This is a genomic window from Streptomyces sp. UNOC14_S4, assembly GCF_020740835.1.
Lineage (GTDB): Bacteria > Actinomycetota > Actinomycetes > Streptomycetales > Streptomycetaceae > Streptomyces.
The window spans coordinates 1-23520 of the sequence record NZ_JAINFC010000058.1; the positions used below are offsets into that span (position 1 = coordinate 1).

Consider the following 23520-nt stretch of genomic DNA (forward strand, 5'->3'; position numbering starts at 1 on the left):
CAGGACTTTCAAAGGAACCGCGTCCCGGATCTTACGAACCGGAGACGGGGTATTTTATAGTCTGGCGTTGACTTTTGGCACGCTGTTGAGTTCTCAAGGAACGGACGCTTCCTTTGTACTCACCCTCTCGGGCTTTCCTCCGGGCGCTTCCCTTCGGTGTTCCACCAGTCTATCAGGAGTTTTTCCGCTCCCTTACCGCTCCGTTTTTCCGTAGTCCCTCAGGACATGCGGGCACACGACAGCGGATCTAGGAAAAGGATCAATCCGATAGGTGCCGCCCTCGCCTTGCCGACAGTTTCCTGTGGGCCTCGGTCGTGGGCAGGGATCCGACAGTACCCCCCTCGGCGGGGCGAGGCAAATCGATTACGGCGTCGTCCGTCCGGCTCTCACCAGAAGGCATCGGCGCTCCGCCGGGTGGCCCTCGCGCGTGCGGAATCGACAGTTCCTATGACATACGCTTCTGGCCAGTGCGCCGCCCGGGACAGGCAGTGGCGGCGTGTGATGAATCTTCACCCCTGGGAGGCTTCCCATGACCACCGTGTCGTCCCCCCTTGCCGGACGTGCCATCGGACTCGCGGCAGTGCCCGACCCGGTTTTCTCCGGCGCGATGGTGGGCCCCGGTACCGCCATCGACCCCGTGCGTGAGCCGTCGGCGGCGGTCTCGCCCGTGGACGGCGTCATCGTCTCGCTCCACCCCCACGCGTTCGTCGTCGTCGACTCCGAGGGCCACGGCGTTCTGACGCACCTCGGCATCGACACCGTCCAGCTCAACGGCGAGGGCTTCGAGCTGCTCGTCAACAAGGGCGACACCGTGACGCGCGGCCAGGAGATCGTGCGCTGGAACCCGGTCGCCGTCGAGGAGGCCGGCAAGTCGCCGATCTGCCCGGTCGTCGCGCTGGAGGCCACCGCCGACTCGCTCGGCGACGTCCGCGAGGACGGCGACGTGAAGGCCGGCGACCAGCTCTTCAGCTGGCAGTGAGCAGACGTCATCCGTGATTCTTCCCGGATGACGTCCCGGATCACTCACAACGGCGGCTGGATGAAGCCGCGGTCAACCGACAACGGAGACGGGTGACGTGACTCCGCCCCACAAACGTGGAGCTTCCCCCTCGGTTCCAGCAGGAGCGAGGCGCGGCCAAGCCCTGGCCACTGCCCGCAGGGCAGGGCGCCAGGCTACCACGGCGCCTGGGACCGTGGGTCACCCGAATCTCCTTCCCGGAGAAGAGGATTGATGGAGACAACGCTGCGAGGCGTCGGCGTGAGCCACGGTGTGGCGATCGGCGAGGTGCGGCACATGGGCACGGCGGTCCTGGAGCCGCCGGCCAAGCAGATCCCGACGGACGAGGCGCCGCGCGAACAGGGTCGCGCTCGCCAGGCCGTCGAGGCTGTGGCCGCCGACCTCATCGCGCGCGGCAACCTGGCCGGTGGCGAGGCCCAGCACGTGCTCGAGGCCCAGGCCATGATGGCGCAGGACCCGGAGCTCATGGCCGACGTCGAACGGCGCATCACCGTCGGCAGCACCGCCGAGCGCGCGGTGTACGACGCCTTCGCCGCCTACCGGGCGCTGCTCGCCAACGCGGGCGAGTACCTGGCGGGCCGCGTGGCCGACCTCGACGACGTGCGGAACCGTATCGTCGCGCGCCTGCTGGGCGTGCCGATGCCGGGCGTGCCGGACAGCGACGAGCCGTATGTGCTGATCGCCCGGGACCTGGCCCCCGCGGACACCGCGCTCCTCGACCCGACCCTGGTGCTCGGCTTCGTGACCGAGGAGGGCGGGCCGACCAGCCACAGCGCCATCCTGGCGCGGGCGCTCGGCGTGCCCGCGGTCGTCGCGCTGCCGGGTGCCGGTGAGCTCGCGGAGGGCACGGTCGTGGCGGTGGACGGCAGCACCGGTGACGTCTTCGTCGACCCGAGCGCCGAGAAGCGCGACGAGCTGACGAAGGCGGCCGAGGAGCGCAAGGCCGCGCTGGCAGCCTCCTCCGGTCCGGGCGCGACGTCCGACGGGCACAAGGTGCCGCTGCTGGCGAACGTCGGCGGTCCCGCCGACGTGCCCGCCGCGGTCGAGGCGGGTGCCGAGGGCGTCGGCCTGTTCCGTACGGAGTTCCTGTTCCTGGACGACAGCAAGCAGGCGCCGTCCGAGGCCAAGCAGGTCGAGGCGTACCGCAAGGTGCTGGAGGCCTTCCCCGAGGGCCGCGTGGTCGTGCGGGTGCTGGACGCGGGCGCGGACAAGCCGCTCGACTTCCTGACCCCGGCCGACGAGCCGAACCCGGCGCTGGGCGTGCGGGGTCTGCGGACGCTGCTGGACCACCCCGAGGTGCTGCGCACCCAGCTCACCGCGCTGGCCAAGGCCGCCGAAGGGCTGCCCGTCTACCTCGAGGTCATGGCCCCGATGGTGGCGGACCGCACGGACGCGAAGGCGTTCGCGGACGCGTGCCGCGAGGCCGGGCTGAGCGCCAAGTTCGGTGCGATGGTGGAGATCCCCTCCGCCGCGCTGCGGGCCCGCTCGATCCTGCAGGAGGTCGAGTTCCTGTCGCTGGGCACCAACGACCTGGCGCAGTACACCTTCGCCGCCGACCGTCAGGTCGGTGCGGTGTCCCGTCTCCAGGACCCGTGGCAGCCCGCGCTGCTCGACCTGGTCGCGGCGTCCGCCGAGGCCGCGAAGGCCGAGGGCAAGAGCTGCGGCGTCTGCGGTGAGGCCGCGTCGGACCCGCTGCTCGCCTGTGTGCTGACCGGTCTGGGCGTCACGAGCCTGTCCATGGGTGCCGCGTCCATTCCCTACGTGCGCGCGACCCTGGCCAAGCACACGCTCGCCCAGTGCGAGCGTGCCGCTGCCGCCGCCCGTGCCACGGACACGGCCGAGGAAGCCCGTCTGGCCGCGCAGGCGGTGCTCTCCGGCGAATGAGCCGATGAGCCCGGTGTATCCGGAGGCGTGCTCGGCACGTCAGTGAAGGGGTGCCCCGCCGTCGGCGGGGCACCTTTCGCTTTGCCGCCTTCAGGTCAGCTCGCGCTCCCCGGCCCTCCCTCCGTCTCCCCGTCCGTCGGCTCGGGCAGGTGCAGGCCCTCCCGGTAGTCGACATCGGGCTCGGGCGGGATGGGCTCACCGGTCCGGGCGTCGGTGCAGTAGGCGGCGAAGACCTCCGCCTCGCTCAGGGGGCGCAGTCGGCCGTCGCGCAGGTTCCAGCCGCGTACGGTGTCACGGCAGCCGGGCCGGGCCGTGCGCAGGACGACCCCGCCCGGCCGTTCCGTGGCGATGCCCACTGCCAGGACGGTGCAGAACACCAGGGCCGCGGCCTCCCCCAGGTGCAGCCGGCCGCCGCCCTGTTCGACGTGGAGGACGGCGACCAGCGGGGTGACGCCCTCGGCCGGGACGCTGCACACGAGGTGGTGCGTACCGGCGCCGACCGTCTCCACGAGCCGGCGCAGGACCTGCGTGGCGCGGGCGAAGGCCGCGCGGCCGACGTCCTCCCCGCAGGAGGAGCAGTCGTTGCCGCGGGCGAGCAGTGACGAGGCGTACTCCCATGTGGCCTGCTGCTCCGCCTCGTTGATCAGCTGGGGCAGCAGTCTGTGGAGAGGCTGGCCCTCGTAGGTCACCGTGGCACCGGTCGCCGCGACTTCCGCGGTGTAGCGGGTGCGGCTGACCGGAGTGTCGGGGTCGAGCCGGGAGTCCGCGCAGAACTCCTCGAAGCCGACCGGGTCGAACAGGGCGACGCTGGTGTGCGTGCCGTGGGCGGCGAGCGAGCGCAGCAGCCCCTCCACCTGCCGCAGATACGTCGCGTGGTCGTCGAAGGCGAAGGACGCGTACTGCCGCATGGCGGCGAAGTCCTCCTCGTCTGCCAGCACGGCCACCGTGCTGGGCACTTCGCGGCGCAGTGCGCGCCGTGCCGTGAGCCGTCGGCCGTTTGCGTTCCTGGTGCGGGCCATGATTCCCCCTCAGCGCGATCGGACGATCAATGCTCACTCAGCGTAACCGTGGGCACTGACAACGCCGTCCGGTCGCGGTCGCGCACCAGGTGCCGCTGCCCGCAGCACATGGCGGCGAGTCCCGCGCCGAGGGCCAGCCAGCCCGTCGGCCCCACTGCGATGGCGCAGGTCACGATGAGGGGGCCCGCGCTGCGCTGGACCGCTTGGGCGAGGCCGTGGACACCGAGGTAGGCGCCCTGGGCGGCGGGCGGGGCGAGGGCTACGGAGAGTTCCCACGAGATGGTGGCGTGCAGGATCTCCGCGACGGTGAAGGCGGTCGCGGCGAGGACGAGGGCGCCGACGGCGATCCACGGGGTGTCGACGGCCGACGCGGTCAGGGCGGCGCCGCCCGCGAAGAAGACCGCGCCGAGCGGGAGGAGGGCGCCCCGCGCGACGTGCGCGGTGGTGCCGAAGCGGGCGAAGGGGACCTGGAAGCACACCACGAGCACGTTGTTGAGGACGAGCAGGAGCGGTACGACCTGGTGGGGTGCGGTGGTGGCCGTCACGGTCCACAGCGGCAGGCCGACCGTGAGAACGGAGTCGTCGAGGAAGAGGACGGCCTCGCTGGCGGTGTAGGCGAGGTAGCGGCGGTCGCGCCAGGGGTTCGCACCCTTCGCACCTTCTGCGCCCTTCATTGCTTCTATGCTCTCCATGCCTTCTGCGCTCTTCGTCATCACGCGGGACAGGGACGGCGGTTCGGCGTAACGGAGGACGAGGAGAGCGGCGAGGACGAAGGAGAGCGCGTCGCCGACGAGGAGCCAACGGTAGACGGCGGTCGTCCCGGCGGTAAGCGCGCTCGCCGCGACCAGGCCGCCGACGGCCCAGCCGATGTTGGAGACGATGCGGTTGACCGCCTGGTACCGGCTGCGCTCCTCGCCCGCGACGCGGGTCGCGTAGAGCTTGGTGAGCACCGAGGAGGACCGGTCACCGAGGCTGCCGACGGCGGCGATGAGGAGCAGGAGGCGCAGGTCCGTCGTGGCGAGGAGGGCGAACGAGGCTGCGGCGCGCACGGCCTGGACGACGGCGAGGAGCGGGCGCAGCGGGACGCGGTCGGCCAGCAGGCCGCCGAGGGGTGGCCCGGCGATGCCGATGGCGCCGGACAGGCCGATGAGGAGGCCGATCTCGGCCGCGCCGAGACCTGCGACAAAGGTGAAGTAGAGGGCGGAGGTGGCGCCCCAGAGTCCCGATCCCGCCTTGTCGACGAAGGTGACGGCCAGCATCCGGCGGCCGTCGGTCCCTCCCGGTATCCGCATCGCGCGTCCCCCTTGACCCGAGCCATTGTATTGATACATAGTCAGTTCTGTGGCAACACAATATGAGATCAGTGGGACGAACGCCAAGGGAATTGCCGCGTCCGTCGAACGCGGGGTCGCCGACGGGGCGTTGCCGCCGGGCAGCGCCCTGCCACCGGTACGGGGGCTGGCCGACCGGCTGGGGGTGAGCCCGGGCACGGTCGCGGCCGCGTACAAGGAGCTGCGCGGGCGCGGCATCGTCCTCACCCGCGGCCGCGGGGGGACGGTGGTGGCGGAGGCCCCCGCGGTCGCGTCCCGGCGCCCGCCGAAGGTCCCGGCCGGGCTGCGCGACCTGTCGGGGGGCCATCCCGACGTGGCGTTCCTGCCCGACGTGCCCTCGTATGTGCGGGTGATCCCGGGCGCGCGTTCGCACCGTTCGACACCACGACTGCCGCGGCTGGAGGAGCTGACGCGCGCGTGGTACGAGCGCGACGGCGTCCCCTCCGGTCAGGTGACGTTCGCGCACAGCGCGCTCGACTGCGTGGCCCGGCTGCTGTCGGTCGAGCTGCGTCCCGGGGACACGGTGGCGATGGAGGACCCCGGCTATCACCATCTGCTGGACCTCGTGCCCGCGCTGGGCCTGCGTTCCGTGCCGGTCGCGGTCGACGACGAGGGCATGCGGCCCGACGCGCTGCGGGCGGCGCTGCGGGCCGGTGTGCGGGCGGTGATCTGCAGCCCGCGATCGCAGAATCCCTTCGGCGGGTGTTTCTCTGCGCGGCGGCGGGACGACCTGGTGGAGGTGCTGGCCGCGGCACCGGATGTGCTGGTGATCGAGAACGACCACGCGGCGGAGATCGCCGGGGCTCCCCTGCACAGCCTCACGGCGGGCGGTCTCGCGCGGTGGGCCCAGGTCCGCACGGTCACCAAGTACCTGGGAACGGACCTGCGGTGGGCCGCGCTGGCGTGCGACGCGACGACGCTGGCCCGGCACGACGGACGGCTGCTGCTCACTTCCGGCTGGGTGAGCCACTCCTTGCAGGAGACCGTGGTCGGCCTGCTCGCCGACCCGGCGGCCCAGGAGCTCGTGGGGCGGGCGCGAGCCGCCTACGCGCTGCGCCGCGAGACGCTGCTGCGGGAGCTGGCACGGCATGGGATCGCCGCGCACGGCGCGAGCGGGCTGAACGTCTGGGTGCCGGTACGGGACGAGGCGGGTGTCGTGAACGGGCTGCGGACGCACGGGTGGTGGGTGGCGGCGGGGGCGCGCTTCCGGCTGGGCGGTGCGGCGGCCGGGGTGCGCATCACCACGGCCGATCTGCTGCCTGAGGAGGCGGTGCGGCTGGCTTCCGACTTCGCGGAGACGCTCGGGGAGCGGGAGGCGACGTACGGAGGGTGACGCGGCGCCCGCGCCGCTCCCCTGGGCCGGGGCTTCGCCCCGGGCCCCGTTTCGCCTACCGGGGTGCCACCTCGGCCGGTGCGCGACTGCGGGTCGTTTCCGGCTGGTCGCGCAGTTCCCCGCGCCCCTGACGGGGCGCCCCCCTCACCCTCGTTCCCGGCCCAGCTTCTCGTAGAAGTGGAGGAGTTCCACGTTGTCGACCGAGCCGGGGTTGACCGCCTTTTCCAGGGGGGTGCCCTGGAGGAGGCGTTTGACGGGGACCTCTATGCGCTTGCCGGTGAGGGTGTGGGGGATGCCCGTGACCTCGATGACCTCGTCGGGGACGTGGCGGGGCGAGAGCTGTTCGCGGATGGTGCGCTTGATCCGGTCGAGCAGCGCGTCGTCCAGTACGGCCCCCGGCGCGAGGTGGACGAAGAGGGGCATCCAGTAGCCCCCGTCAGGCAGCTCGACGCCGATGACGAGGGACTCGCGGATCTCGGGGAGCCGTTCCACCGCCTCGTAGATGTCGGCGGAGCCCATGCGGACGCCCTGGCGGTTGAGCGTGGAGTCGGAGCGGCCGTGGATGACGACGCTGCCCCGCGAGGTGACCGTGATCCAGTCGCCGTGGCGCCAGACGCCGGGGAACATCTCGAAGTAGCTGTCGCGGTAGCGGGAGCCGTCGGGGTCGTTCCAGAAGCGCACCGGCATGGACGGCATGGGGTTGGTGACGACCAGCTCGCCGACCTCGTCGACCACGGGTCCGCCCTGCGCGTCCCATGCCTGGAGGTCCGTGCCCAGGCAGGGGGCCTGGAGCTCGCCGATGTGCACCGGCAGCGTGGGGACGGCTCCGGCGAAGCAGCTGCACACGTCCGTGCCGCCGCTGACGGAGGCGATCCACAGGTCTTCGGCGACCTCGTCGTGGAGCCAGCGGAAGCCGTCGGGGGGCAGCGGCGAGCCGGTGGTGGCGACGCACTTGACGCGGGACAGGTCGAAGTCGCGGCCGGGGTGCACCTCGGCCTTGCGGCAGGCCATCACATAGGCGGCGGAGGTGCCGTAGAGCGTGGCGCCGGTGCGCTCGGCGACGCGCCACTGGGCGGCCGTGTCGGGGTAGCCGGGGCTGCCGTCGTAGAGCACCACGGTGGAGCCCACGAGGAGGCCGGAGACGAGGAAGTTCCACATCATCCAGCCGGTGGAGGTGTACCAGAAGAAACGGTCGCCCGGGCCCAGGTCGCAGTGCAGGGCGAGCTGTTTGACGTGCTCGACGAGGATGCCGCCCTGGGACTGCACGATGGCCTTGGGCAGGCCGGTGGTGCCCGACGAGTAGAGCACCCAGAGCGGGTGGTCGAAGGGGACCTGCTCGAAGACCGGCTCGGCCGCTCCGGTGGTGAGCGCCTCCCACTCCAGCGCGCCGTCCGGGGCGGGGGTGTCCAGCAGCGGGATGTGCACGACGGCGCGCAGCGTGGGCAGGCCGACGCGCAGCTCGGCGACGGTCCCGGTGCGGTCGTGGCGCTTGCCGCCGTAGTGGTAGCCGTCGACGGTGAACAGGACGACGGGCTCGACCTGCTGGAAGCGGTCCAGGACGCTGCGGGCCCCGAAGTCGGGGGCGCAGGAGGTCCATACGGCGCCGACGGCGGCGGTGGCGAGCAGGGCGACGACGGCCTGCGGGATGTTGGGCAGGTAGGCGCTGACGCGGTCGCCGGGGCGGACGCCGAGCGCGCGGAGCCCGTCCGCCAGGGAGCCGACCTGCGCGCGCAGCTCCGCCCATGTCACCGGCCGGGGCTCGTGGGTCTCGTCGACGTGCAGCAGGGCGGGCTCGTCGGCGCGGGCGGGGTCCTCCGCGGCGCGCAGGGCGTGCTCGGCGTAGTTGAGAGTGGCGCCGGGGAACCACACGGCGCCGGGCATGGACCGGTCGGCGAGCACCCGCTCGTACGGGCTGGAGAAGCGGACGTCGCACCACTCGGTGACCGCCTGCCAGAAGCGCTCCAGCTCCGTGACGGACCAGCGGTGCAGCGCGGCGTAGCTCGCGGCGGGGTCGCCGGGGACGGCGGCGGGTGCCCCGTGGTGCTCCGCGGCCCAGCTCTGGAAGCGGGTGATCCGGGCGCGGGCGACGCGGTCCCCGCCGGGGCTCCAGAGGGGCTCCGGTCGGTCGGCGGGCTGCGGTGCGGTGGTCATCTGGCTGCTCCCGGCTGTACGCGTCGTGGGCGTCCGCCGCGCACGCCCCCGGATGCGGTGGTGGCACGGCTGAGCAGGACGATGCCACGTGATCGACTCGGGCACCAGCCCTGTGGATAACCCCACGGGCGGACCGCGGGGGTCCGGTCGATCCCGCAGGGGTGAACGGCTGTTGAACGCCGCACCCGCACGAGGGTGGCGATGGCAGGCTGAGCAGCATGGATGCACGTGATCTGCGGCGGTTAGCGGAGGCGGTCGGTACGGCGCGGGGGCGACGGTCCGTGCGCTGGGCGTGGCGTCGGCGGCGCGCGGACGCCGTGGGGCTGCCGCGGCGGGGTGCCGAGCGGGCGCGGGTGCCGGGGACGGCGCAGGGTGCCGAGCCGCTGCCGGGCGGCGGTGTGGTGCGGTTCGCGCGGTCGTCGCTGCTGGTGCGGGTGGTGGCCGGCGGCGCGGTGTTCTGCGGCTGGGACGGCGCGGAGCCGGGGCCGTCGTACGCCCTGAGCGGGCCGGTGCCGGAGGCGGACGAGCGCGCCGTGCTGGAGCCGGACACGGACGGCGGCTGGCGCGTGGTGTCGGAGCGGATGCTGGTCGTGGTGGGCAGACACGGCACGGTGGAGGTGCGGACGCCCGGTGGTGTGGTGCTCCGGCGCGACCTGCCGCCGCGCTGGTGGGAACCGGTGGACGAGTCCGCGCGGGCGGCGGTGGAGCCGCGGTGGACGCAGCGGGCGGAAGTGGCGGCGGACGCGCGGTTCTTCGGTCTGGGCGGCAGGGCGGTGGGGCCGCGGCTGCGGGACGGCTCGTACCGGCTGTGGAACACCGACCCGGGCGGCTCCTTCGAGCCCGGTGACGACCCCCTGTACATCACGATGCCGGTGCAGTTGGTGGTCGCGGACGCGGGCACGCACCTGGCCTTCCACGACAACCCGTGGGACGGCCGGGTGACCGTGCGCGGGGGCGAGGAGGGCGCGGGGTCCGGGCACGACCGGCCGGGCAGCTGCGAGGTGCGGATGGACGGCGGGCCGCTGCGCTCCTGGGTGCTGGTGGGCACCCCGGCACGTGTGCTGCACACCTGGGCGCAGCTCACCGGCGCCCCGGCGCTGCCGCCCGCCTGGGCGCTCGGTCCGCAGCACGCGCGCTGGGGGTTCGGCAGCGAGCGGGAGGTGCGGCGGGTGGTGACGGGGTACCGAGAGCGCGGGCTTCCGCTGTCGGCGCTGCACCTCGACATCGACCACTACCGGGGGCACCGCGTGTTCACGGTGGACCGCGAGCGGTTCCCCGATCTGCCGGGGCTCGCGGCCGAGCTGCGCGGGCAGGGCGTGCGGCTGGTGTCGATCGTGGATCCGGCGGTGAAGGCGGAACGCGGGTTCCCGGTGTACGAGAGCGGGGCGGCGGCCGGGGCGTTCGTCCGGGACGCGCGCGGGCGCGAGGTCCGGGGCGAGGTGTGGCCCGGCGCGTGCGCTTTCCCCGATTTCACCGACCCGGGGGTGCGCAAGTGGTGGGGCGGTCTGTACGCGGAGCGGCTGGCGCAGGGTTTCTCCGGGGTGTGGCACGACATGAACGAGCCGGTGTCGTTCGCGGCGTTCGGTGATCCGACGCTGCCGCGCTCGGCGCGGCACTGTCTGGAGGGGCGGGGCGGTGACCACCGGGCGGCGCACAACGTGTACGGCCTGGCCATGGCGCGCGCGGGGTACGAGGGGCTGTGCGAACTGCGGCCGGAGGAGCGGCCGTTCCTGTTCTCCCGGTCGGGCTGGGCGGGCATGCAGCGCTACGGCGGGACCTGGTCCGGTGACGTGGCGACGGGCTGGCCGGGGCTGCGGGCGTCGCTGGCGCTGGTCCTGGGCCTCGGGCTGTGCGGGGTGCCGTACTCGGGCCCGGACGTCGGCGGGTTCACGGGGCACCCGTCGCCGGAGCTGTTCCTGCGCTGGTTCCAGCTGGGCGCGTACCTGCCGCTGTTCCGTACGCACGCGGCGCACGACGCGGGCCGCCGGGAGCCGTGGGAGTTCGGGGCCGAGGTGCTGGAGCACGCGGGGGCGGCGCTGCGGGAGCGGATGCGGCTGCTGCCGTACTTCGTGACGCTCGCGCACCTGGCGCGGCGCACGGGGGCGCCGTACGCGCGTCCGGTGTGGTGGCGCTCCCCCGAGGACCGGGCGCTGCGCGACTGCGAGGACGCGTTCCTGTTGGGCGACGCGTTGCTGGTGGCGCCGGTGCTGGAGCAGGGCACGGACCGGCGGGCGGTCCGGCTGCCGCGTGGCCGGTGGTACGACACGGCGACGGGCCGCGCGCACGAGGGGCCGGGGCAGGTGCTGGTGGACGCTCCCCTGTCGCGTGTCCCGGTGCTGGCGCGGGCGGGTTCGGTGATCCCGGTGGCCGGTGCGGACGGGCAGGTGGAGCTGGAGGTGTGGCCACCCGCGGCCGGGCGCACGGGCGGCGGGGTGCTGGTGCCGGACGCCGGTCCCGGCTGGGCGCCGGGGGACGTGGTGCGGTTCGTGACGCGCCTGCGGGACGGCACGGTGACGGTGGAGCGGGAGGGGGCGGCGGAGCTCGGGTACGCGGTGCGGGTGCGCGGCGAGCGGACCGCCTGACGGCGGGTCGGGGCGGACCGGGGCAGGTGCCCCGGTCCATGCCGCCGTGCGCGGCCGTGGCACGATGGTCCGCATGACGATCAACCGAAAGGTCCATGCCGCGTAGGCGGCCGGGACGCGTCCGGGCCGGTCTCCCCGGCCGGCAGCGGACGCAGAACGTGGAAAGCGCGAACATCGACGGGCTGTCCCGCCGCACGCTGTCGGAGATCGTGCGGCTGGAGCGCACCCGGAACTATCTGCACCCCGGGGACGTGGGCAGGGCTCTGCGCCTGTGGCGCGAGTTCGTCCGTCTGCCGGAGCGGCGCCAGTGGCACGAGTACGAGTACGGCAATACCCACTGGGACTGCTGTGGTGATCCACTGAAAAGCCGCGCGCTCCTGGACTCCGTACTGCTCGCCTTGTCACCGAGCGGCGCCCGCGAGCTGCGCGGGGTCATCGGCGAACTCGACGCCCTCGCGTGCTTCCCGTGACCCTCGAACGGCTGGTATCCGGGAGCCATGACAAGAATCTCCGCGGCGCTGCGGGCCCTGGTGCCCGCCGTGGCCGCTCTCGTCGCCCTCACGTCCGCTCCCGTCGCGCACGCCACGCCGCGGCCGAAGGATTTCGTGGCACTGTCCGAGGTCGATCCCACGATCGTCCAGGAGATGCGCTACTTCACGGGGCACAACTTCACGGGGCACCGTGTGGACGGTTACCGCCGCCCGGTGTGCCTGCTCACCCGCCCGGCCGCCGAGGCGCTGCACCGGGCGCAGCGGGCGCTGCTGCCGCAGGGGTACAGCCTCAAGGTCTACGACTGCTACCGGCCGCAGCGGGCGGTGGACGACTTCGTGGCCTGGGCGAAGGATCTCGGGGACCAGCGGATGAAGCAGGAGTTCTATCCGCGGGTCGACAAGACGCGGCTGTTCGACGACGGTTACATCGCGGCGAAGTCCGGGCACAGCAGGGGCAGCACCATGGACCTGACGCTGGTGAGGCTGCCCGCGCGCCCGACGCGTCCGTACCGTCCCGGGGAGCCGCTGGTGCCCTGCTACGCGCCGAAGGGGCAGCGGTTTCCCGACAACTCCGTCGACATGGGCACGGGGTTCGACTGCTTCGACACACTGGCCCACACGCTGGACCCCCGGGTGCGGGGCGCGCAGCGGGAACACCGGCTGTTGCTGAAGTCCACGATGGAGCGGGCCGGTTTCACCAATCTGCCGGAGGAGTGGTGGCACTACACGCTCCGCGGTGAGCCGTTCCCGGACACCTATTTCGACTTCCCGGTGCGATGACGGCGCGGTGACGGTGCGGTGTCTCCGTTCGCCTTGACGCCTCCTGACGGCAGGTGAACACTGCCCGTCCGGGCAGTCCGGTTCCGCGCCGTCCCCCCGAGGAGTCGCCATGACGGGCTCGTACGTCGCCGCGATCGACCAGGGCACCACGTCCAGCCGCTGCATCGTCTTCGACCGGAACGGCGCGGTCGTGGCCGTGGACCAGCGCGAGCACCGGCAGATCTTTCCCCGGCCGGGCTGGGTGGAGCACGATGCCGCCGAGATCTGGGCGAAGGTACGGGCCGTCGTCGCGGGGGCGCTCGCGGCGGCGGGGCTGCGGGCGGACGAGCTGAGTGCCCTGGGTATCACGAACCAGCGGGAGACGACCGTCCTGTGGGACCGCGCCACGGGCAAGCCGGTGCACAACGCCGTGGTCTGGCAGGACACCCGCACGGCCGGTCTGTGCCGCGAGCTGGGCGGCACGGACGGGCAGGACCGCTTCCGCGAGGCGACGGGGCTGCCGCTGGCCAGTTACTTCTCCGGGCCCAAGGTGGCCTGGCTGCTGGAGCACGTGCCGGGGCTGCGCCGCCGGGCCGTGAACGGCGAGATCGCCTTCGGCACCGTCGACTCCTGGCTGGTGTGGAACCTGACGGGCGGTACGGACGGCGGGGTGCACGTCACGGACGTGACCAACGCGAGCCGCACGCTCCTGATGAACCTCGGCACCCTGCAGTGGGATCCGGAGGCGCTGGAGGCGATGGGCATCCCCGAGGCGGTGCTGCCCGAGATCCGGTCGTCCGCCGAGGTGTACGGGACGGCGGTGGGCCCGCTCGCCGGGGTGCCGGTGGCGTCGGCGCTGGGCGACCAGCAGGCGGCGGTGTTCGGGCAGACCTGCTACGGCGTGGGCGAGGCCAAGAACACCTACGGCACGGGCAGCTTCCTGCTGCTCAACACCGGTGACCGGCCGGTGCCCTCGAAGAACGGGCTGCTGACGACCGTGGGCTACCGGCTGGGCGGGGACGCGCCGGTGTACTGCCTGGAAGGGTCGATCGCGGTCACGGGGGCACTGGTGCAGTGGTTCCGCGACCAACTGGGGCTGATCGGCTCCGCGGACGAGATCGAGCCACTGGCCGCGAGCGTCGCGGACAACGGCGGCGCGTATGTGGTGCCCGCCTTCTCCGGCCTGTACGCGCCCTATTGGCGTTCGGACGCCCGCGGCGTCATCACCGGGCTGACCCGCTACGTCACCAAGGCCCATCTGGCGCGTGCCGTGCTGGAGGCCACGAGCTGGCAGACCCGCGAGGTCGTGGACGCGATGTTCCAGGACTCCGGGGTGCGGATCACCTCACTGCGGGCGGACGGCGGGATGACGGCCAACGGTCTGCTGATGCAGCACCAGGCGGACGTGCTGGGCGTGCCGGTGATCCGCCCTGTGGTCGCCGAGACGACGGCTCTGGGCGCCGCGTACGCCGCGGGGCTCGCCGTCGGCGTATGGCGTGATCCGGACGAGCTGCGGAGGCAGTGGCGGCGGGATGTGGAGTGGACGCCGCGGATGCCGGAGGGTGAGCGGGAGCGGGAGTACGGGCGGTGGCGGCGGGCGGTGCAGCGCTCTTTCGACTGGGTGGAGTGAGTTCTGCCGGTTTTTGGGGCGCCTCAGGATGTGCCACGCGTGCAGTCCGGCGGCTGCGGGCCGTCCGTGGCTGGTCGCGCCCACGCGGCGGAGCCGCACAATGTCACAGCCCCGCGCCCCTGACGGGGCGCCCCGCTCAGGCCGTGCGGCGGCCGGTAGTGCCTACGGCCAAAGCGTGCTGCACTACGGAAACCAAGACTTTCTTCACCGACTCGCGTTCGCGTGCGTCGCACATGATGACCGGGACCTCGGGGTCGAGGTCGAGTGCGTCGCGGACGTCGGTCTCCGGGTAGCGGTCGGCGCCGTCGAAGCAGTTGACGGCGAGGGTGAAGGGGATGCCGCGGCGTTCGAAGTAGTCGACGGCGGCGAAGCAGTCGGCCAGGCGTCGCGTGTCGGCGAGGACGACGGCGCCGAGCGCGCCCTGGGCGAGTTCGTCCCAGAGGAACCAGAAGCGGTCCTGGCCGGGCGTGCCGAAGAGGTAGAGGACCAGGTCGTCGCGGAGGGTGATCCGGCCGAAGTCCATGGCGACGGTGGTGGTGCGCTTGGTCTCCACCCCGGTGGTGTTGTCGACGGGGCGGCCCGCCTCGGTGAGCAGTTCCTCCGTGCGGAGGGGCCGGATCTCGCTCACCGCGCCGACCATGGTGGTCTTGCCGACGCCGAAGCCGCCCGCTACGAGGAGCTTGAGGGCCAAGGGTGCCTCGGGGACGGCGTGCGGGGAGCCGGGTGCCATGGCGTCCTCCTCTCTGTGGTCTCCTGGACGTGATCGTTCCGCAGATTGCGTGGCCACGACAAGTACGTGCTCTCCCCGTGCCGCGCCGCCCGGCCCGGTGGCCGGGGTGGGCAGCACGGTCGTCACAGCGCCCGGAGCGCGTCGATCACGTCGCGGAGGATGTTCTCGTCGGGGAGTTCCGCGGGCGGCACCGGGCGGGTGACACGGACGTAGCGGGCGTCCAGGAGGTCGCCGACGAGGACCCGTACGACGCCGACCGGCAGGTCGAGGTCCGTGGCCAGTTCCGCGATGGACTGGGGCCTGGTGCGGGCCAGTTCGACGATGTCGAGGTGCTCCGGGGAGAGCGTGCGGTCCGCGGCGACGAGGGCGGCGCCCGACGGGCCCACCAGCGCCTCGTCGGCGATGACGACCGCGATCAGGTCGAGTTCGCCGTCGTCCGCGCCGCGTGTCCGTCCGCGGGTCATGGCGTACGGGCGTACCACCGGGCCCGCCGCGTCGTCGTACCAGCGGGCCGTCCCGCCGGTGGCCGCCGTGCGGCGGTCCCCCGGCGGGCGGCCGGAACCGTCCCCGGTCATCCCGGCCGTCACCCGTCGGCGGCCACGCCGGTCCGCGGAGCGGTGGCCAGGTGGGCGCCCACGCGCTTGACGAGCAGCGTCATCTCGTAGGCGACGAGACCGATGTCGGAGTCGGCGTCCGCGAGCACGGCCAGGCAGCTGCCGTCACCGGCGGCGGTGACGAACAGGAACGCCTCGTCCAGCTCGACCACGGTCTGCCGGACCTCGCCCGCGCGGAAGTGCTTGCCGACGCCCTTGGCGAGACTGTGGAAGCCGGAGGCGACGGCGGCCAGGTGTTCGCCGTCCTCGCGGGAGAGCTCCTTCGACTTGCCGGTCGGCAGGCCGTCCCCGGAGAGCACGAGCGCCTTGCGCACGGCGCCGACGCGCTCGACGAGGTCGTCGAGCAGCCAGTTCAGGTCGGCCGTCACCGGCGGCTCACCTCCGTCACCGGGCGTGCCACCGGTTCCGGCGGTGCGAGTCGCGGCCTTCGGTGCGGTCATGGACCGTCCCCCTCATGTGTGGTTCGTGGTGCTGTCGTTCTCTGTGTACTTGATGTGCTTGATGTTCTTGAAGTGCTTGATGTATTCAGCGTGCTCGTCGTACTCGGTGTGCTGGTTCCATGATCCTCCCGCCCGCGTTGCCAGCCGCGCTGGAGGGCCTGCATACGGGCGCGTACCTCCTCGGCGTCGCGGTCGGGTTCCGCGGTGGTGTCGCGCCGGGTGCGGCGGGCCGCGGCGGTGTCGTCCCGCAGCTGCGGCGCGAGGCTGGCCTGCCGTACGCGGCGGGGCAGTCCGCCGGTCGGGGTGCGCTCCGGGTCCGCTGCCGGACCGCCGGGGCGGGGGCGGTGTCCGGCCGGACGGTCGTCATCGGTGACGTGGACGGAGGGCCTGCGGCGCGGCAGCGGCTGCGGGCCGTCGTCCGCCTGGCGGTGCTGGGCGTCGCCGTCGTCCGGACCGTCCTCGAAGGGGCAGAGCGGGGGCTCCGGGCCGACGGACCCGTCGGCCGGGGCGTGCCGGTGCCGTCCGCCCGGCGGTGCGGGCTCGGCGGGCGCGGCGAGCTTGGCGAGCGGTGACAGGGGCGTCGCCCCGCTGTCCTCGCGCAGCGGCCGGGGCCCGGTGTCCTCGTCCATGTCGGCGTGCCTGCCGCCGGTGGTGAGCAGTCCGAGGGGGACGAGGACGACGGCGGTGGTGCCGCCGTACGGTGAGGGCTGGAGCGAGACCTTCACGCCGTGGCGGCGGGCGAGCCTGCTGACGACGAACAGGCCGAGGCGGTCGGTGTCGGAGAGCTCGAACTCGGGGGTCTCGGCGAGCCGGAGGTTGGCCTCCAGCAGGAGCTCCGGGGGCATGCCGAGGCCCCGGTCGTGGATCTCGACGGTGAAGCCGTTGGGGACCCGCTCGCCGACGACCTGGACGGCGGTGTGCGGCGGGGAGAAGACGGTGGCGTTCTCCAGGAGTTCGGCGAGCAGGTGGGTGAGGTCGCCGACGGCGGGGCCGTGGACGGCGAGCCGGGGCATGCGGCGCACCTCGATCCGCTCGTACGCCTCGACCTCGCCGATCGCGGCCCGGACGACGTCCATGAGGGGGACGGGCCGGCGCCACTGCCGGGCGGGGGCGGCGCCGGAGAGGATGACGAGGCCCTCCGCGTGGCGGCGCATGCGCGTGGTGAGGTGGTCGAGGCGGAAGAGGTCGGCGAGTTCCCGGGTGTCCTCGGTACGGCGCTCCATGGCGTCGAGGAGGGTGAGCTGGCGGTGCAGCAGGACCTGGCTGCGGCGGGCGAGGTTGACGAACACGTCGGACACGCCGCGGCGCATGTCGGCCTGTTTGACGGCGGCCTCGACGGCCGCGCGCTGGAGGGCGTCGAGGGCCTTGCCGACCTGGCCGAGCTCGTCGGTGCCGTGGTCGCGCAGCGGTGCCTCGGCCTCCACGTCGACCCGCTCGCCCGCGGCGAGACGGCGCATGACGCCGGGCAGCCGTACGCCCGAGGCCTCGTGGGCCTCCTTGCGCAGGGCGCGCAGGTCCTTGACGAGGCCGCGGCCGACCTTGAGGGAGATGACGAGGGAGCAGACGAGGGCGGCGAGGCCCAGGATGCCCGCGGCGGCGGCCTTGACGAGGACGCCGATGGCGACGGGGGTGACCCGGTCGGCGTAGCGGTCGAGGGCTTCGGTGCCCATCCGGGCGAGGTCCTCGAGGACGGTCCCGGTCGTGGTCCGCCAGTCCTGGGGGTCGATGGCGTGCGGGGCGCGGCCCGGGCCGGCGAGGATCACGGCGTCCTCGAGGGAGCGCAGGGTCTCGGCGCCGCTGCCGCGCCAGTAGTCCTCGTACACCTTCTGGTCGGCGGGCGGCAGGAGGTTCAGGTTGGTGCTGTAGAGGACCTGGCGCTCGGCGGCACGGTCGGAGACGGCGCGCAGGTCCTGGCCGCTCATGCTGCCCTCGGTGAAGGCGGCGGCGAGCAGGGCGTCCTCGCGGGAGAGCGCTTCGCGGGCCCGCCCGACGCCGACGAGGGCGCGGCCCTGTTTGTCGAGTTCGGTGTCCTGGACTCCGCCGAGGCTGCTGAGGAAGGCGTAGTAGGGCTCGACGAGTTCGTTGTACGCCTGGAACGCGCCGTGGCGGCCGATGGAGTGGTCCTCGGTCTTGCGGCGCAGGCTGTCGAGGTCGCCGAGGCTCTTCTCGATGGCCCGGAAGCGAACCGCCGCCTGGGAGCTCATGTCGAGGTCGCCCTTGCCGCCGGAGCGGAGGGCGGCCACGGCCCGGTCGGTGACGCGCTGCTCGTCGTGCAGGGCGGCGCGGGCGTCGGCGCGGCGGGGGTCGGCGAGGTAGACGAGGGTCTGGCGGCGCTCCTTCTGCAGGGCGCGGACCATGTCCTCGGCGGGGTAGCCGACCTTGCGCATGACGTCGTTGACGGTGAGGAGCTCGGCGGCCTCCTGGCCGGTGATCACAGTGGCGAAGGCCCACAGGGCGGTCAGCGACACCAGGGGCACGAGCAGCAGCGCCACGATCTTCCGGCGGATCGACTTCCCGCGAAAGCGCATGGCCTCCCCAACGTCAACCCCCGCGCGCGGAGGTGGTGTTCCGGGCCTTCCGGCCGAATGCGGCCGCAAGGACAACGAAGACTCCGACAACAATGCGGCGTGAGCCTACTACTGCGCGGTACGACTCTCGAAGGCCAGTACGGTGGCCGAACTGTGACGGCAGTGGATCCGGGTCACGTGTTGTCCGGTGATTCCAGGACTTTTCGGTCTGGCTGGTTTTCCTTGCCCAAGGGAACCTTTGGGTGCCCTCGTTCGCTCTTCTCAGGGGGAACCGATGGCGGGACGGGGAGCGCGTGGCAGGGCACGATGCCCGGCAGTCCACCTTTTGCTCCTGTTCCGGTGTCATTCGGTGTCCCCGGTGAGCGTCGTTCGGCAAGGCCCCACAAGGGCCGCCACTGGGGGAGGTGAGCGGTCATGGACCGGAATCGGGACATCCCTGTACGCCGGGGCCGTCCGCTGTGGGTCGAGGAGCCCGCGCGTCGGCCGCGGATGCCGGATCCGGTGCGCACGGCCGCCGTGCGCGCGGTCCTGTTCGTCTCGGTCACGCTGGTGGAGGGCATGGTCGCCGCGCTGTTCGCGCTGTCCGGCTCCTGGCTCGCGCTGCCCATGCTGCTGTTCGTCCTGGCGAGCGTGGTGGCGACGACCTGGGCCGTGCTGGACGTCTGGGTGACCCGGCAGGCGTGGCGGCAGCGCCACGGCGTGGTGTCCCTGCCCAGCAGTTCCGCGCGCGCGGTGCGCAGGGCGCGCCGCCCGCGCTTCCCCTGATCCCCGACCGGCGGGTAGGTTCGGCAGTCCACGGCAAGCGGGGGGCGCGTCGTCGGTCCGGGCGGCGGCTGTGTCGGATGAATGTCGGATGGGGGCGGCACGATGATGGAACGCGAACGGGCGGTGCACCGCATTCCGGAGATCCTCCGGGACAGCGGCTGGACCGTCTGCCTGGTCGGCGAGGAGCAGTCGGGCAAGCTCGCCCAGGTGACCGCCGGGCTGCGGCGGCGCCCGGACACGACGGGCTCCGGCAAGCTCATCACCTCAGGCTTCTCCTACTGGGGGCTGGAGTCGACCGTGGCCTGGGCCCACGCGTGCAACGACCTGTACTACCCGGTGATGCGCGAGTCCATCGCCTCGTTCAGCCGCCGCTGGCAGGGCATGGGCGGGCTGCTGCCGGACGGCCCGCTGCACTATGTGAGCCTGGGGCCCGGTACGGGCCAGAAGGACCAGGCGGTGCTGCGCTCCCTCGACGGCCAGGACCGCCGCGGCTGTTACGTCCCGGTGGACGTGAGCGCCGAGATGCTGCGCCTGGCACAGCGGGAGGCCCTCCCGCACCTGCACGTGGCGCCCGCCGACGTGCTGCCCGTACAGCTGGACTTCTCCCTGCCCGCCAATCTCGACCGCCTCAGCACCCTGATCCGCCGCACGGTGGGCGACGAGCCCGTGCTGTACTCCCTGCTGGGCAACACGCTCGCCAACTTCGACAGCGACGGCCAGCTGCTGGCCCTGCTCGCCGAGAAGCTGCTGCGCCCGCAGGACCGCTTCCTGCTGGAGGTCGCGAACACGGCCGCGCAGGACGAGCACGCGGCACGTGCCGCCGCGCAGGAGTACGAGAACAGCCCCCGCTTCCGGGAGTTCGTCACCAGCGCGCTGATGCAGTACACGGACCTCCAGATCGACCTCAACAGCCTCAGCTACGAAGGGTCCGTGGAGGACGACCGGGCCCTGCTGGTCAAGGTGGTCTACCGCAACCGCACCGGGGAGACCCTGGAGCTGACCCTGCCCGACCGCAGCACGGTGCCCTTCCCCGACCAGGACACCATCCGCCTCCTGCTCAGCCGCAAGTACACCCGGACCGGCCTGGAGAAGATGCTGGTGGACGCGCGCCTGGCCAAGCTGGGCGAGACGCACGAGCTCGGCCACACGGCCTTCGACCGGCCCGCCTTCGGGATGACCCTGCTCCTGCTCCAGGCCGGTGACGTGCCGGGGCCTCCGCCGGTGCGGGCCACCACCGGGCCCAACCCGTTCGGCGACTGACGGCCCGCCCGGTGCCGCCGATGAACCGCCCTGCGGACTTCGTCACCCGGCTCAGCAGACAGTTCTTCGCCGCCACCACCATCGCGTGCCTGCTGACCGCGCTCGGCATCTGCGTCTGGTGGCTGTACGTCGCCCAGGGCCAGGGCAGCCACTTCGAGCCCGCCACGTCCGGGCTCGCCCTGGTCGCCGCGATCACCGGGGTGTACGCGGAACGGCGCGCCGCCGCGCGGGAGCGGCGTGCCCAGACGCTCCACGCCCTGGCCGACGAGCTGGCGCGGAACACCGAGCTCCTGGACGGGGAGGGCTTCGCCCCCATGGACCCCGCGGCGCCGAAGGCTCGTGTCTACCCCCGGCTGCTGCAGTCCGCGACGGACGCGGCACTGGTGTCCGGGGCCTTCTCCGAGCCCGGCCACGACGAGCTGGTCGCCCTGCTGCACCGGTGGCGGGACGCGGTGCACGACTTCAACCGGCGGCTGGACCTCACGGAGCTGCGCTCGTATGTGGGAGCCGTGCCGGCGGAGGAGCTGCTGGCCATCGATGCGGCGATGCATCGGGAGGGCGGGCAGTTGGAGGGGGTTCGGCGGGTGCGTTCGCGCGTCGCCGCGCTCCTGTGCGAACGGTACGGCGAGGTGGCTGCACGGCTCCTGCCGTGACCGGGGCTGCGCCCCGGGCCCCGCCTATTGGGCTGCCTCTTGCGCTCGGTGCGCGACTGCCGGTGCATTGTGGCTGGGCGCGCAGTTCCCCGCGCCCCTTTTCGGGGCTTCGCCCCGTGCTCTGGGCGCGCCCGCGCGGCGGAGCCGCACAATGTCACGGCCCCGCGCCCCTTACGGGGCGCCCCCTCCGTCAGGCCCCCGCAGGAACCTCGTCCGTCGGGCGGCGGAACATGCGGGTGGCCGTGATCTGGCCGTGGACCGGTTCGCCGTCCGGGGACTGCTGGGGGAGGCCGGGGCGGAGGTGTTCCTCGACGCTGATGTACTTCAGGCCCGCCCTCAGGTCCGCGTCGTTGCGCAGGCGGATGACGAGCGGGAACTCCGCCAGGGCCGTCGTGTCGAAGAGGCCGGTGGTGTACAGCAGCTGGACGCCGAGCGCGTCGGCGACCGCCCGCTGGAGCTCCAGCAGATACGTCGCGTTGGCGCGGCCGATGGGGTTGTCGAGGAAGAGCGTGCCCGCGTGCCGCTGCTTGTCGCGGCCGCGGTCGTTGCTGCGCAGCGCGGCCATGGTGCAGTAGAGCGCGATGGCCGCGGTCAGGAGCTGCCCGCCGGAGAAGACGTCGCCCATCTGACCGACCGGCACCCGCTCGGCGCGCAGCACCGCGTCCGGCTTGAGGATCTCGACGGCCACGCCGCGCGGCTCCAAGGCCGCGCGGACACCGCGCAGGAGCAGGGACATCCCGTCGCGCCGCAGGTCGGAGTTCTTCCTGACCGCGGAGCGGGTGGCCTCGTCGATGACCTCGCCGAGCCGCTCGGTGAGCGTGGACTGGTCGGGGTCGTCGAAGCGGATGCGCAGGAACTCCTGGCCCGACCACTCCCCCAGGCCCTCGGGCAGCCGGGAGAGCCGCTGTGCGGAGCGCAGGGTGGTGAGGGAGGACTCGACGAGTCCGCGCAGCCGGTCGACGATGCTGTCGCGGTTGCGCTCCAGCTGTTCCAGTTCGTCCGTGAGCACGCGCAGCCGGGGCGCGAACGCCTCGGCCCAGGCGGCGGCGTGCTCCGGCAGGGCGGCCGCGGGCAGTTCGCGGATCTGCTGCCGGGCGGGGGTGCGCACCTGCTCGTAGCGGGTGGAGTTGGCGTGCCGTACGAGGATGTCGCCGGCCTCGCGGACGGCGGCCTCGGCGGCCGACAGGTCGCCCGCGCAGCCGCGCAGGGAGCGCCGGGCCTCGGCGGCGGCCTGCCGGGCCTCCTCCAGGGAGCCCGCGTACGGCTCGGGGTCCTCGGCGTCCTCCTCGGGGGTGTTGTCGCGCAGCAGGTCGCGGAGGAGGGCGGCCGTGTCGTCGAAGCCGGTGGCGGCGTCCTCGGCGGCACGGTGGGCGCGCAGCAGGTCGCCGTGGGTCCTGCGGGCGGCGTCCAGGGCGTCGGTGCAGGCGGCGAGTTCGGCGGTGGCGGTGCGCAGCAGTTCCTTGGCCCGGTCGGCGTCGGCGGGCACGAGCTCCTCGGGGAGCTCGGTGTGGGCCTCGCCGTCGGCGGGGGCGAGGCGCTCGGCCTCACCGCGGAGGCGGCCGAGCTGCTCGCTGGCGGTGGAGGCGCGGGTCTCCAGCATCTGGACGAGCTGTTCGGCGCGGGCTGCGGCGGCCTGGCGGGACGGGCCGTCGGCGCCGTCGGTGCCCTCCAGGAGCTGGGCGGCGCGGGTGCGCACCTTGTTGGTGAGGCGGTCGAGCTCGGCGAGGGCGGCGCTCTCATCGCTCTCGGCGCGGGCCTGTTCGGCGCGCAGGTCGGCGCCGACGCCGACCTTCTCGTAGACCTGCGAGGCGGCGCGGTAGGCCTCGCGCAGGGCGGGCAGCGAGGCGGTGGGGGCCTCGGCCTCGGCGGCGTCCGGGACGTCGTCGGGGGCGCCCGCGATCTCGGTGCGCTCGGCGCGCAGCGCGCGGGCCGTACGGCGCGCGTCGTCGGCGGCGCGCTGGGCGGAGCGGCGGTCCTCGTCGGCGGCGCGGGCGCGGTCGACGCAGGCGGCGGCGCGCTCCTCGTACTCGGCGACCTCCTCGGCGAGCTCGCGCAGGCGCAGCTGCCAGGAGGCGCGTTCGCGGAGCCGGTAGGCGAGGCCGGCGAGCGCGTCGGCGACGCGGCGGGCGCGGGCGGCGACCTCCTGGCGCTCGTCACGCACGCGGGCGGCCTCGGCGGCGGTCTCCTCGGCCTCGGCGCGGGCGGTGCGCAGCTCCGCGAGCTCCTGCTGTGCCGTCTCGGCCGCCGTACGGGCGCGCTCGGCCTCGGCGGCGAGCTCGGCGAGGCGGCCCGCGGGGCAGCCCGCGCGCCAGGACGCGAGCCGGGCGGCGAG

The 23520-nt window shown here is 73.3% G+C and carries 16 protein-coding genes and 2 pseudogenes; 10 read left to right on the top strand and 8 right to left on the bottom strand.

Annotation, left to right across the window (positions count from 1 at the left end; translation table 11 throughout):
• The first annotated feature begins 529 nt into the window (after nucleotides 1-529).
• Both K6I34_RS07940 and ptsP read left to right on the top strand, forming a co-directional pair.
• Nucleotides 530-979 (top strand): PTS glucose transporter subunit IIA, encoded by a 450-nt coding sequence (locus tag K6I34_RS07940; protein WP_229323602.1) that lies wholly within the window; start codon nucleotides 530-532, stop codon nucleotides 977-979.
• Between the two features lie 252 nt (nucleotides 980-1231).
• On the top strand, nucleotides 1232-2902 hold the full coding sequence (gene ptsP, locus K6I34_RS07945) for a phosphoenolpyruvate--protein phosphotransferase (RefSeq protein WP_229323604.1): 1671 nt from the start codon (nucleotides 1232-1234) through the stop codon (nucleotides 2900-2902).
• A 95-nt stretch (nucleotides 2903-2997) separates the two neighbouring features.
• Here the strand turns inward: ptsP and K6I34_RS07950 are convergent, their stop codons facing one another.
• Nucleotides 2998-3921, bottom strand: coding sequence for a hypothetical protein (locus K6I34_RS07950; protein ID WP_229323606.1), 924 nt, complete (start codon nucleotides 3919-3921; stop codon nucleotides 2998-3000).
• Between the two features lie 26 nt (nucleotides 3922-3947).
• On the bottom strand, nucleotides 3948-5213 hold the full coding sequence (locus K6I34_RS07955; RefSeq protein WP_275127009.1) for an MFS transporter: 1266 nt from the start codon (nucleotides 5211-5213) through the stop codon (nucleotides 3948-3950).
• A gap of 49 nt (nucleotides 5214-5262) precedes the next feature.
• Here K6I34_RS07955 and K6I34_RS07960 point away from each other — a divergent pair, with 49 nt between their 5' ends.
• Nucleotides 5263-6585 carry an aminotransferase class I/II-fold pyridoxal phosphate-dependent enzyme gene (locus tag K6I34_RS07960; RefSeq protein ID WP_229323608.1) on the top strand — a complete coding sequence of 441 codons (1323 nt, stop codon included), beginning with the start codon at nucleotides 5263-5265 and terminating at the stop codon, nucleotides 6583-6585.
• 144 nt (nucleotides 6586-6729) lie between these two features.
• Here the strand turns inward: K6I34_RS07960 and K6I34_RS07965 are convergent, their stop codons facing one another.
• The gene (locus K6I34_RS07965) at nucleotides 6730-8736 is read right to left on the bottom strand and encodes an acetoacetate--CoA ligase (RefSeq protein WP_229323610.1); all 2007 of its coding nucleotides are present in this window, start codon (nucleotides 8734-8736) and stop codon (nucleotides 6730-6732) included.
• A gap of 218 nt (nucleotides 8737-8954) precedes the next feature.
• Here K6I34_RS07965 and K6I34_RS07970 point away from each other — a divergent pair, with 218 nt between their 5' ends.
• The 4 genes from K6I34_RS07970 (at nucleotide 8955) to glpK (ending at nucleotide 14198) form a co-directional block, all read left to right on the top strand.
• Complete coding sequence (locus K6I34_RS07970) at nucleotides 8955-11318, top strand: glycoside hydrolase family 31 protein (protein ID WP_229323612.1); 2364 nt, start codon at nucleotides 8955-8957, stop codon at nucleotides 11316-11318.
• A 158-nt stretch (nucleotides 11319-11476) separates the two neighbouring features.
• Complete coding sequence (locus K6I34_RS07975) at nucleotides 11477-11788, top strand: hypothetical protein (RefSeq protein WP_229323614.1); 312 nt, start codon at nucleotides 11477-11479, stop codon at nucleotides 11786-11788.
• 27 nt (nucleotides 11789-11815) lie between these two features.
• The gene (locus K6I34_RS07980; protein ID WP_229323616.1) at nucleotides 11816-12589 is read left to right on the top strand and encodes a M15 family metallopeptidase; all 774 of its coding nucleotides are present in this window, start codon (nucleotides 11816-11818) and stop codon (nucleotides 12587-12589) included.
• A 109-nt stretch (nucleotides 12590-12698) separates the two neighbouring features.
• Nucleotides 12699-14198, top strand: a complete 1500-nt coding sequence (glpK, locus tag K6I34_RS07985; protein ID WP_229323618.1) for a glycerol kinase GlpK — start codon at nucleotides 12699-12701, stop codon at nucleotides 14196-14198.
• 136 nt (nucleotides 14199-14334) lie between these two features.
• Here the strand turns inward: glpK and K6I34_RS07990 are convergent, their stop codons facing one another.
• The 4 genes from K6I34_RS07990 to K6I34_RS08005 form a co-directional block, all read right to left on the bottom strand.
• The gene (locus K6I34_RS07990) at nucleotides 14335-14928 is read right to left on the bottom strand and encodes an ATP/GTP-binding protein (protein WP_229323620.1); all 594 of its coding nucleotides are present in this window, start codon (nucleotides 14926-14928) and stop codon (nucleotides 14335-14337) included.
• A gap of 122 nt (nucleotides 14929-15050) precedes the next feature.
• Nucleotides 15051-15503, bottom strand: coding sequence for a DUF742 domain-containing protein (locus K6I34_RS07995; protein ID WP_229323623.1), 453 nt, complete (start codon nucleotides 15501-15503; stop codon nucleotides 15051-15053).
• Nucleotides 15504-15511: 8 nt separating this feature from the next.
• Entirely contained in the window at nucleotides 15512-15982 is a 471-nt protein-coding gene (locus K6I34_RS08000) for a roadblock/LC7 domain-containing protein (protein WP_229323625.1), read from the bottom strand.
• Nucleotides 15979-18510, bottom strand: coding sequence for a nitrate- and nitrite sensing domain-containing protein (locus tag K6I34_RS08005; RefSeq protein WP_229323627.1), 2532 nt, complete (start codon nucleotides 18508-18510; stop codon nucleotides 15979-15981). The genes K6I34_RS08000 and K6I34_RS08005 overlap by 4 nt, the downstream gene beginning before the upstream one ends.
• Nucleotides 18511-18924: 414 nt before the next feature.
• Between K6I34_RS08005 and K6I34_RS08010 the strand changes: the two are divergent.
• The 3 genes and pseudogenes from K6I34_RS08010 to K6I34_RS08020 all read left to right on the top strand — a co-directional run.
• Nucleotides 18925-19260, top strand: a pseudogene (locus K6I34_RS08010) (hypothetical protein); the annotation flags it as partial.
• A 117-nt stretch (nucleotides 19261-19377) separates the two neighbouring features.
• A complete protein-coding gene (locus K6I34_RS08015) occupies nucleotides 19378-20535 on the top strand; it encodes an L-histidine N(alpha)-methyltransferase (RefSeq protein ID WP_229323629.1) in 1158 nt (385 codons plus the stop codon).
• Nucleotides 20536-20555: 20 nt separating this feature from the next.
• Nucleotides 20556-21188, top strand: coding sequence for a hypothetical protein (locus K6I34_RS08020; RefSeq protein ID WP_229323631.1), 633 nt, complete (start codon nucleotides 20556-20558; stop codon nucleotides 21186-21188).
• 190 nt (nucleotides 21189-21378) lie between these two features.
• Here the strand turns inward: K6I34_RS08020 and K6I34_RS08025 are convergent.
• A pseudogene (locus K6I34_RS08025) lies at nucleotides 21379-23520 on the bottom strand (hypothetical protein); the annotation flags it as partial.

Coding starts and splice junctions, on each gene's coding strand:
- K6I34_RS07940 (WP_229323602.1), top strand. CDS start 530: ATGACCACCGTGTCGTCCCCCCTTGCCGGACGTGCCATCGGACTCGCG.
- ptsP (WP_229323604.1), top strand. CDS start 1,232: ATGGAGACAACGCTGCGAGGCGTCGGCGTGAGCCACGGTGTGGCGATC.
- K6I34_RS07950 (WP_229323606.1), bottom strand. CDS start 3,921: ATGGCCCGCACCAGGAACGCAAACGGCCGACGGCTCACGGCACGGCGC.
- K6I34_RS07955 (WP_275127009.1), bottom strand. CDS start 5,213: ATGCGGATACCGGGAGGGACCGACGGCCGCCGGATGCTGGCCGTCACC.
- K6I34_RS07965 (WP_229323610.1), bottom strand. CDS start 8,736: ATGACCACCGCACCGCAGCCCGCCGACCGACCGGAGCCCCTCTGGAGC.
- K6I34_RS07970 (WP_229323612.1), top strand. CDS start 8,955: ATGGATGCACGTGATCTGCGGCGGTTAGCGGAGGCGGTCGGTACGGCG.
- K6I34_RS07980 (WP_229323616.1), top strand. CDS start 11,816: ATGACAAGAATCTCCGCGGCGCTGCGGGCCCTGGTGCCCGCCGTGGCC.
- glpK (WP_229323618.1), top strand. CDS start 12,699: ATGACGGGCTCGTACGTCGCCGCGATCGACCAGGGCACCACGTCCAGC.
- K6I34_RS07990 (WP_229323620.1), bottom strand. CDS start 14,928: ATGGCACCCGGCTCCCCGCACGCCGTCCCCGAGGCACCCTTGGCCCTC.
- K6I34_RS07995 (WP_229323623.1), bottom strand. CDS start 15,503: ATGACCGGGGACGGTTCCGGCCGCCCGCCGGGGGACCGCCGCACGGCG.
- K6I34_RS08000 (WP_229323625.1), bottom strand. CDS start 15,982: ATGACCGCACCGAAGGCCGCGACTCGCACCGCCGGAACCGGTGGCACG.
- K6I34_RS08005 (WP_229323627.1), bottom strand. CDS start 18,510: ATGCGCTTTCGCGGGAAGTCGATCCGCCGGAAGATCGTGGCGCTGCTG.
- K6I34_RS08015 (WP_229323629.1), top strand. CDS start 19,378: ATGATGGAACGCGAACGGGCGGTGCACCGCATTCCGGAGATCCTCCGG.
- K6I34_RS08020 (WP_229323631.1), top strand. CDS start 20,556: ATGAACCGCCCTGCGGACTTCGTCACCCGGCTCAGCAGACAGTTCTTC.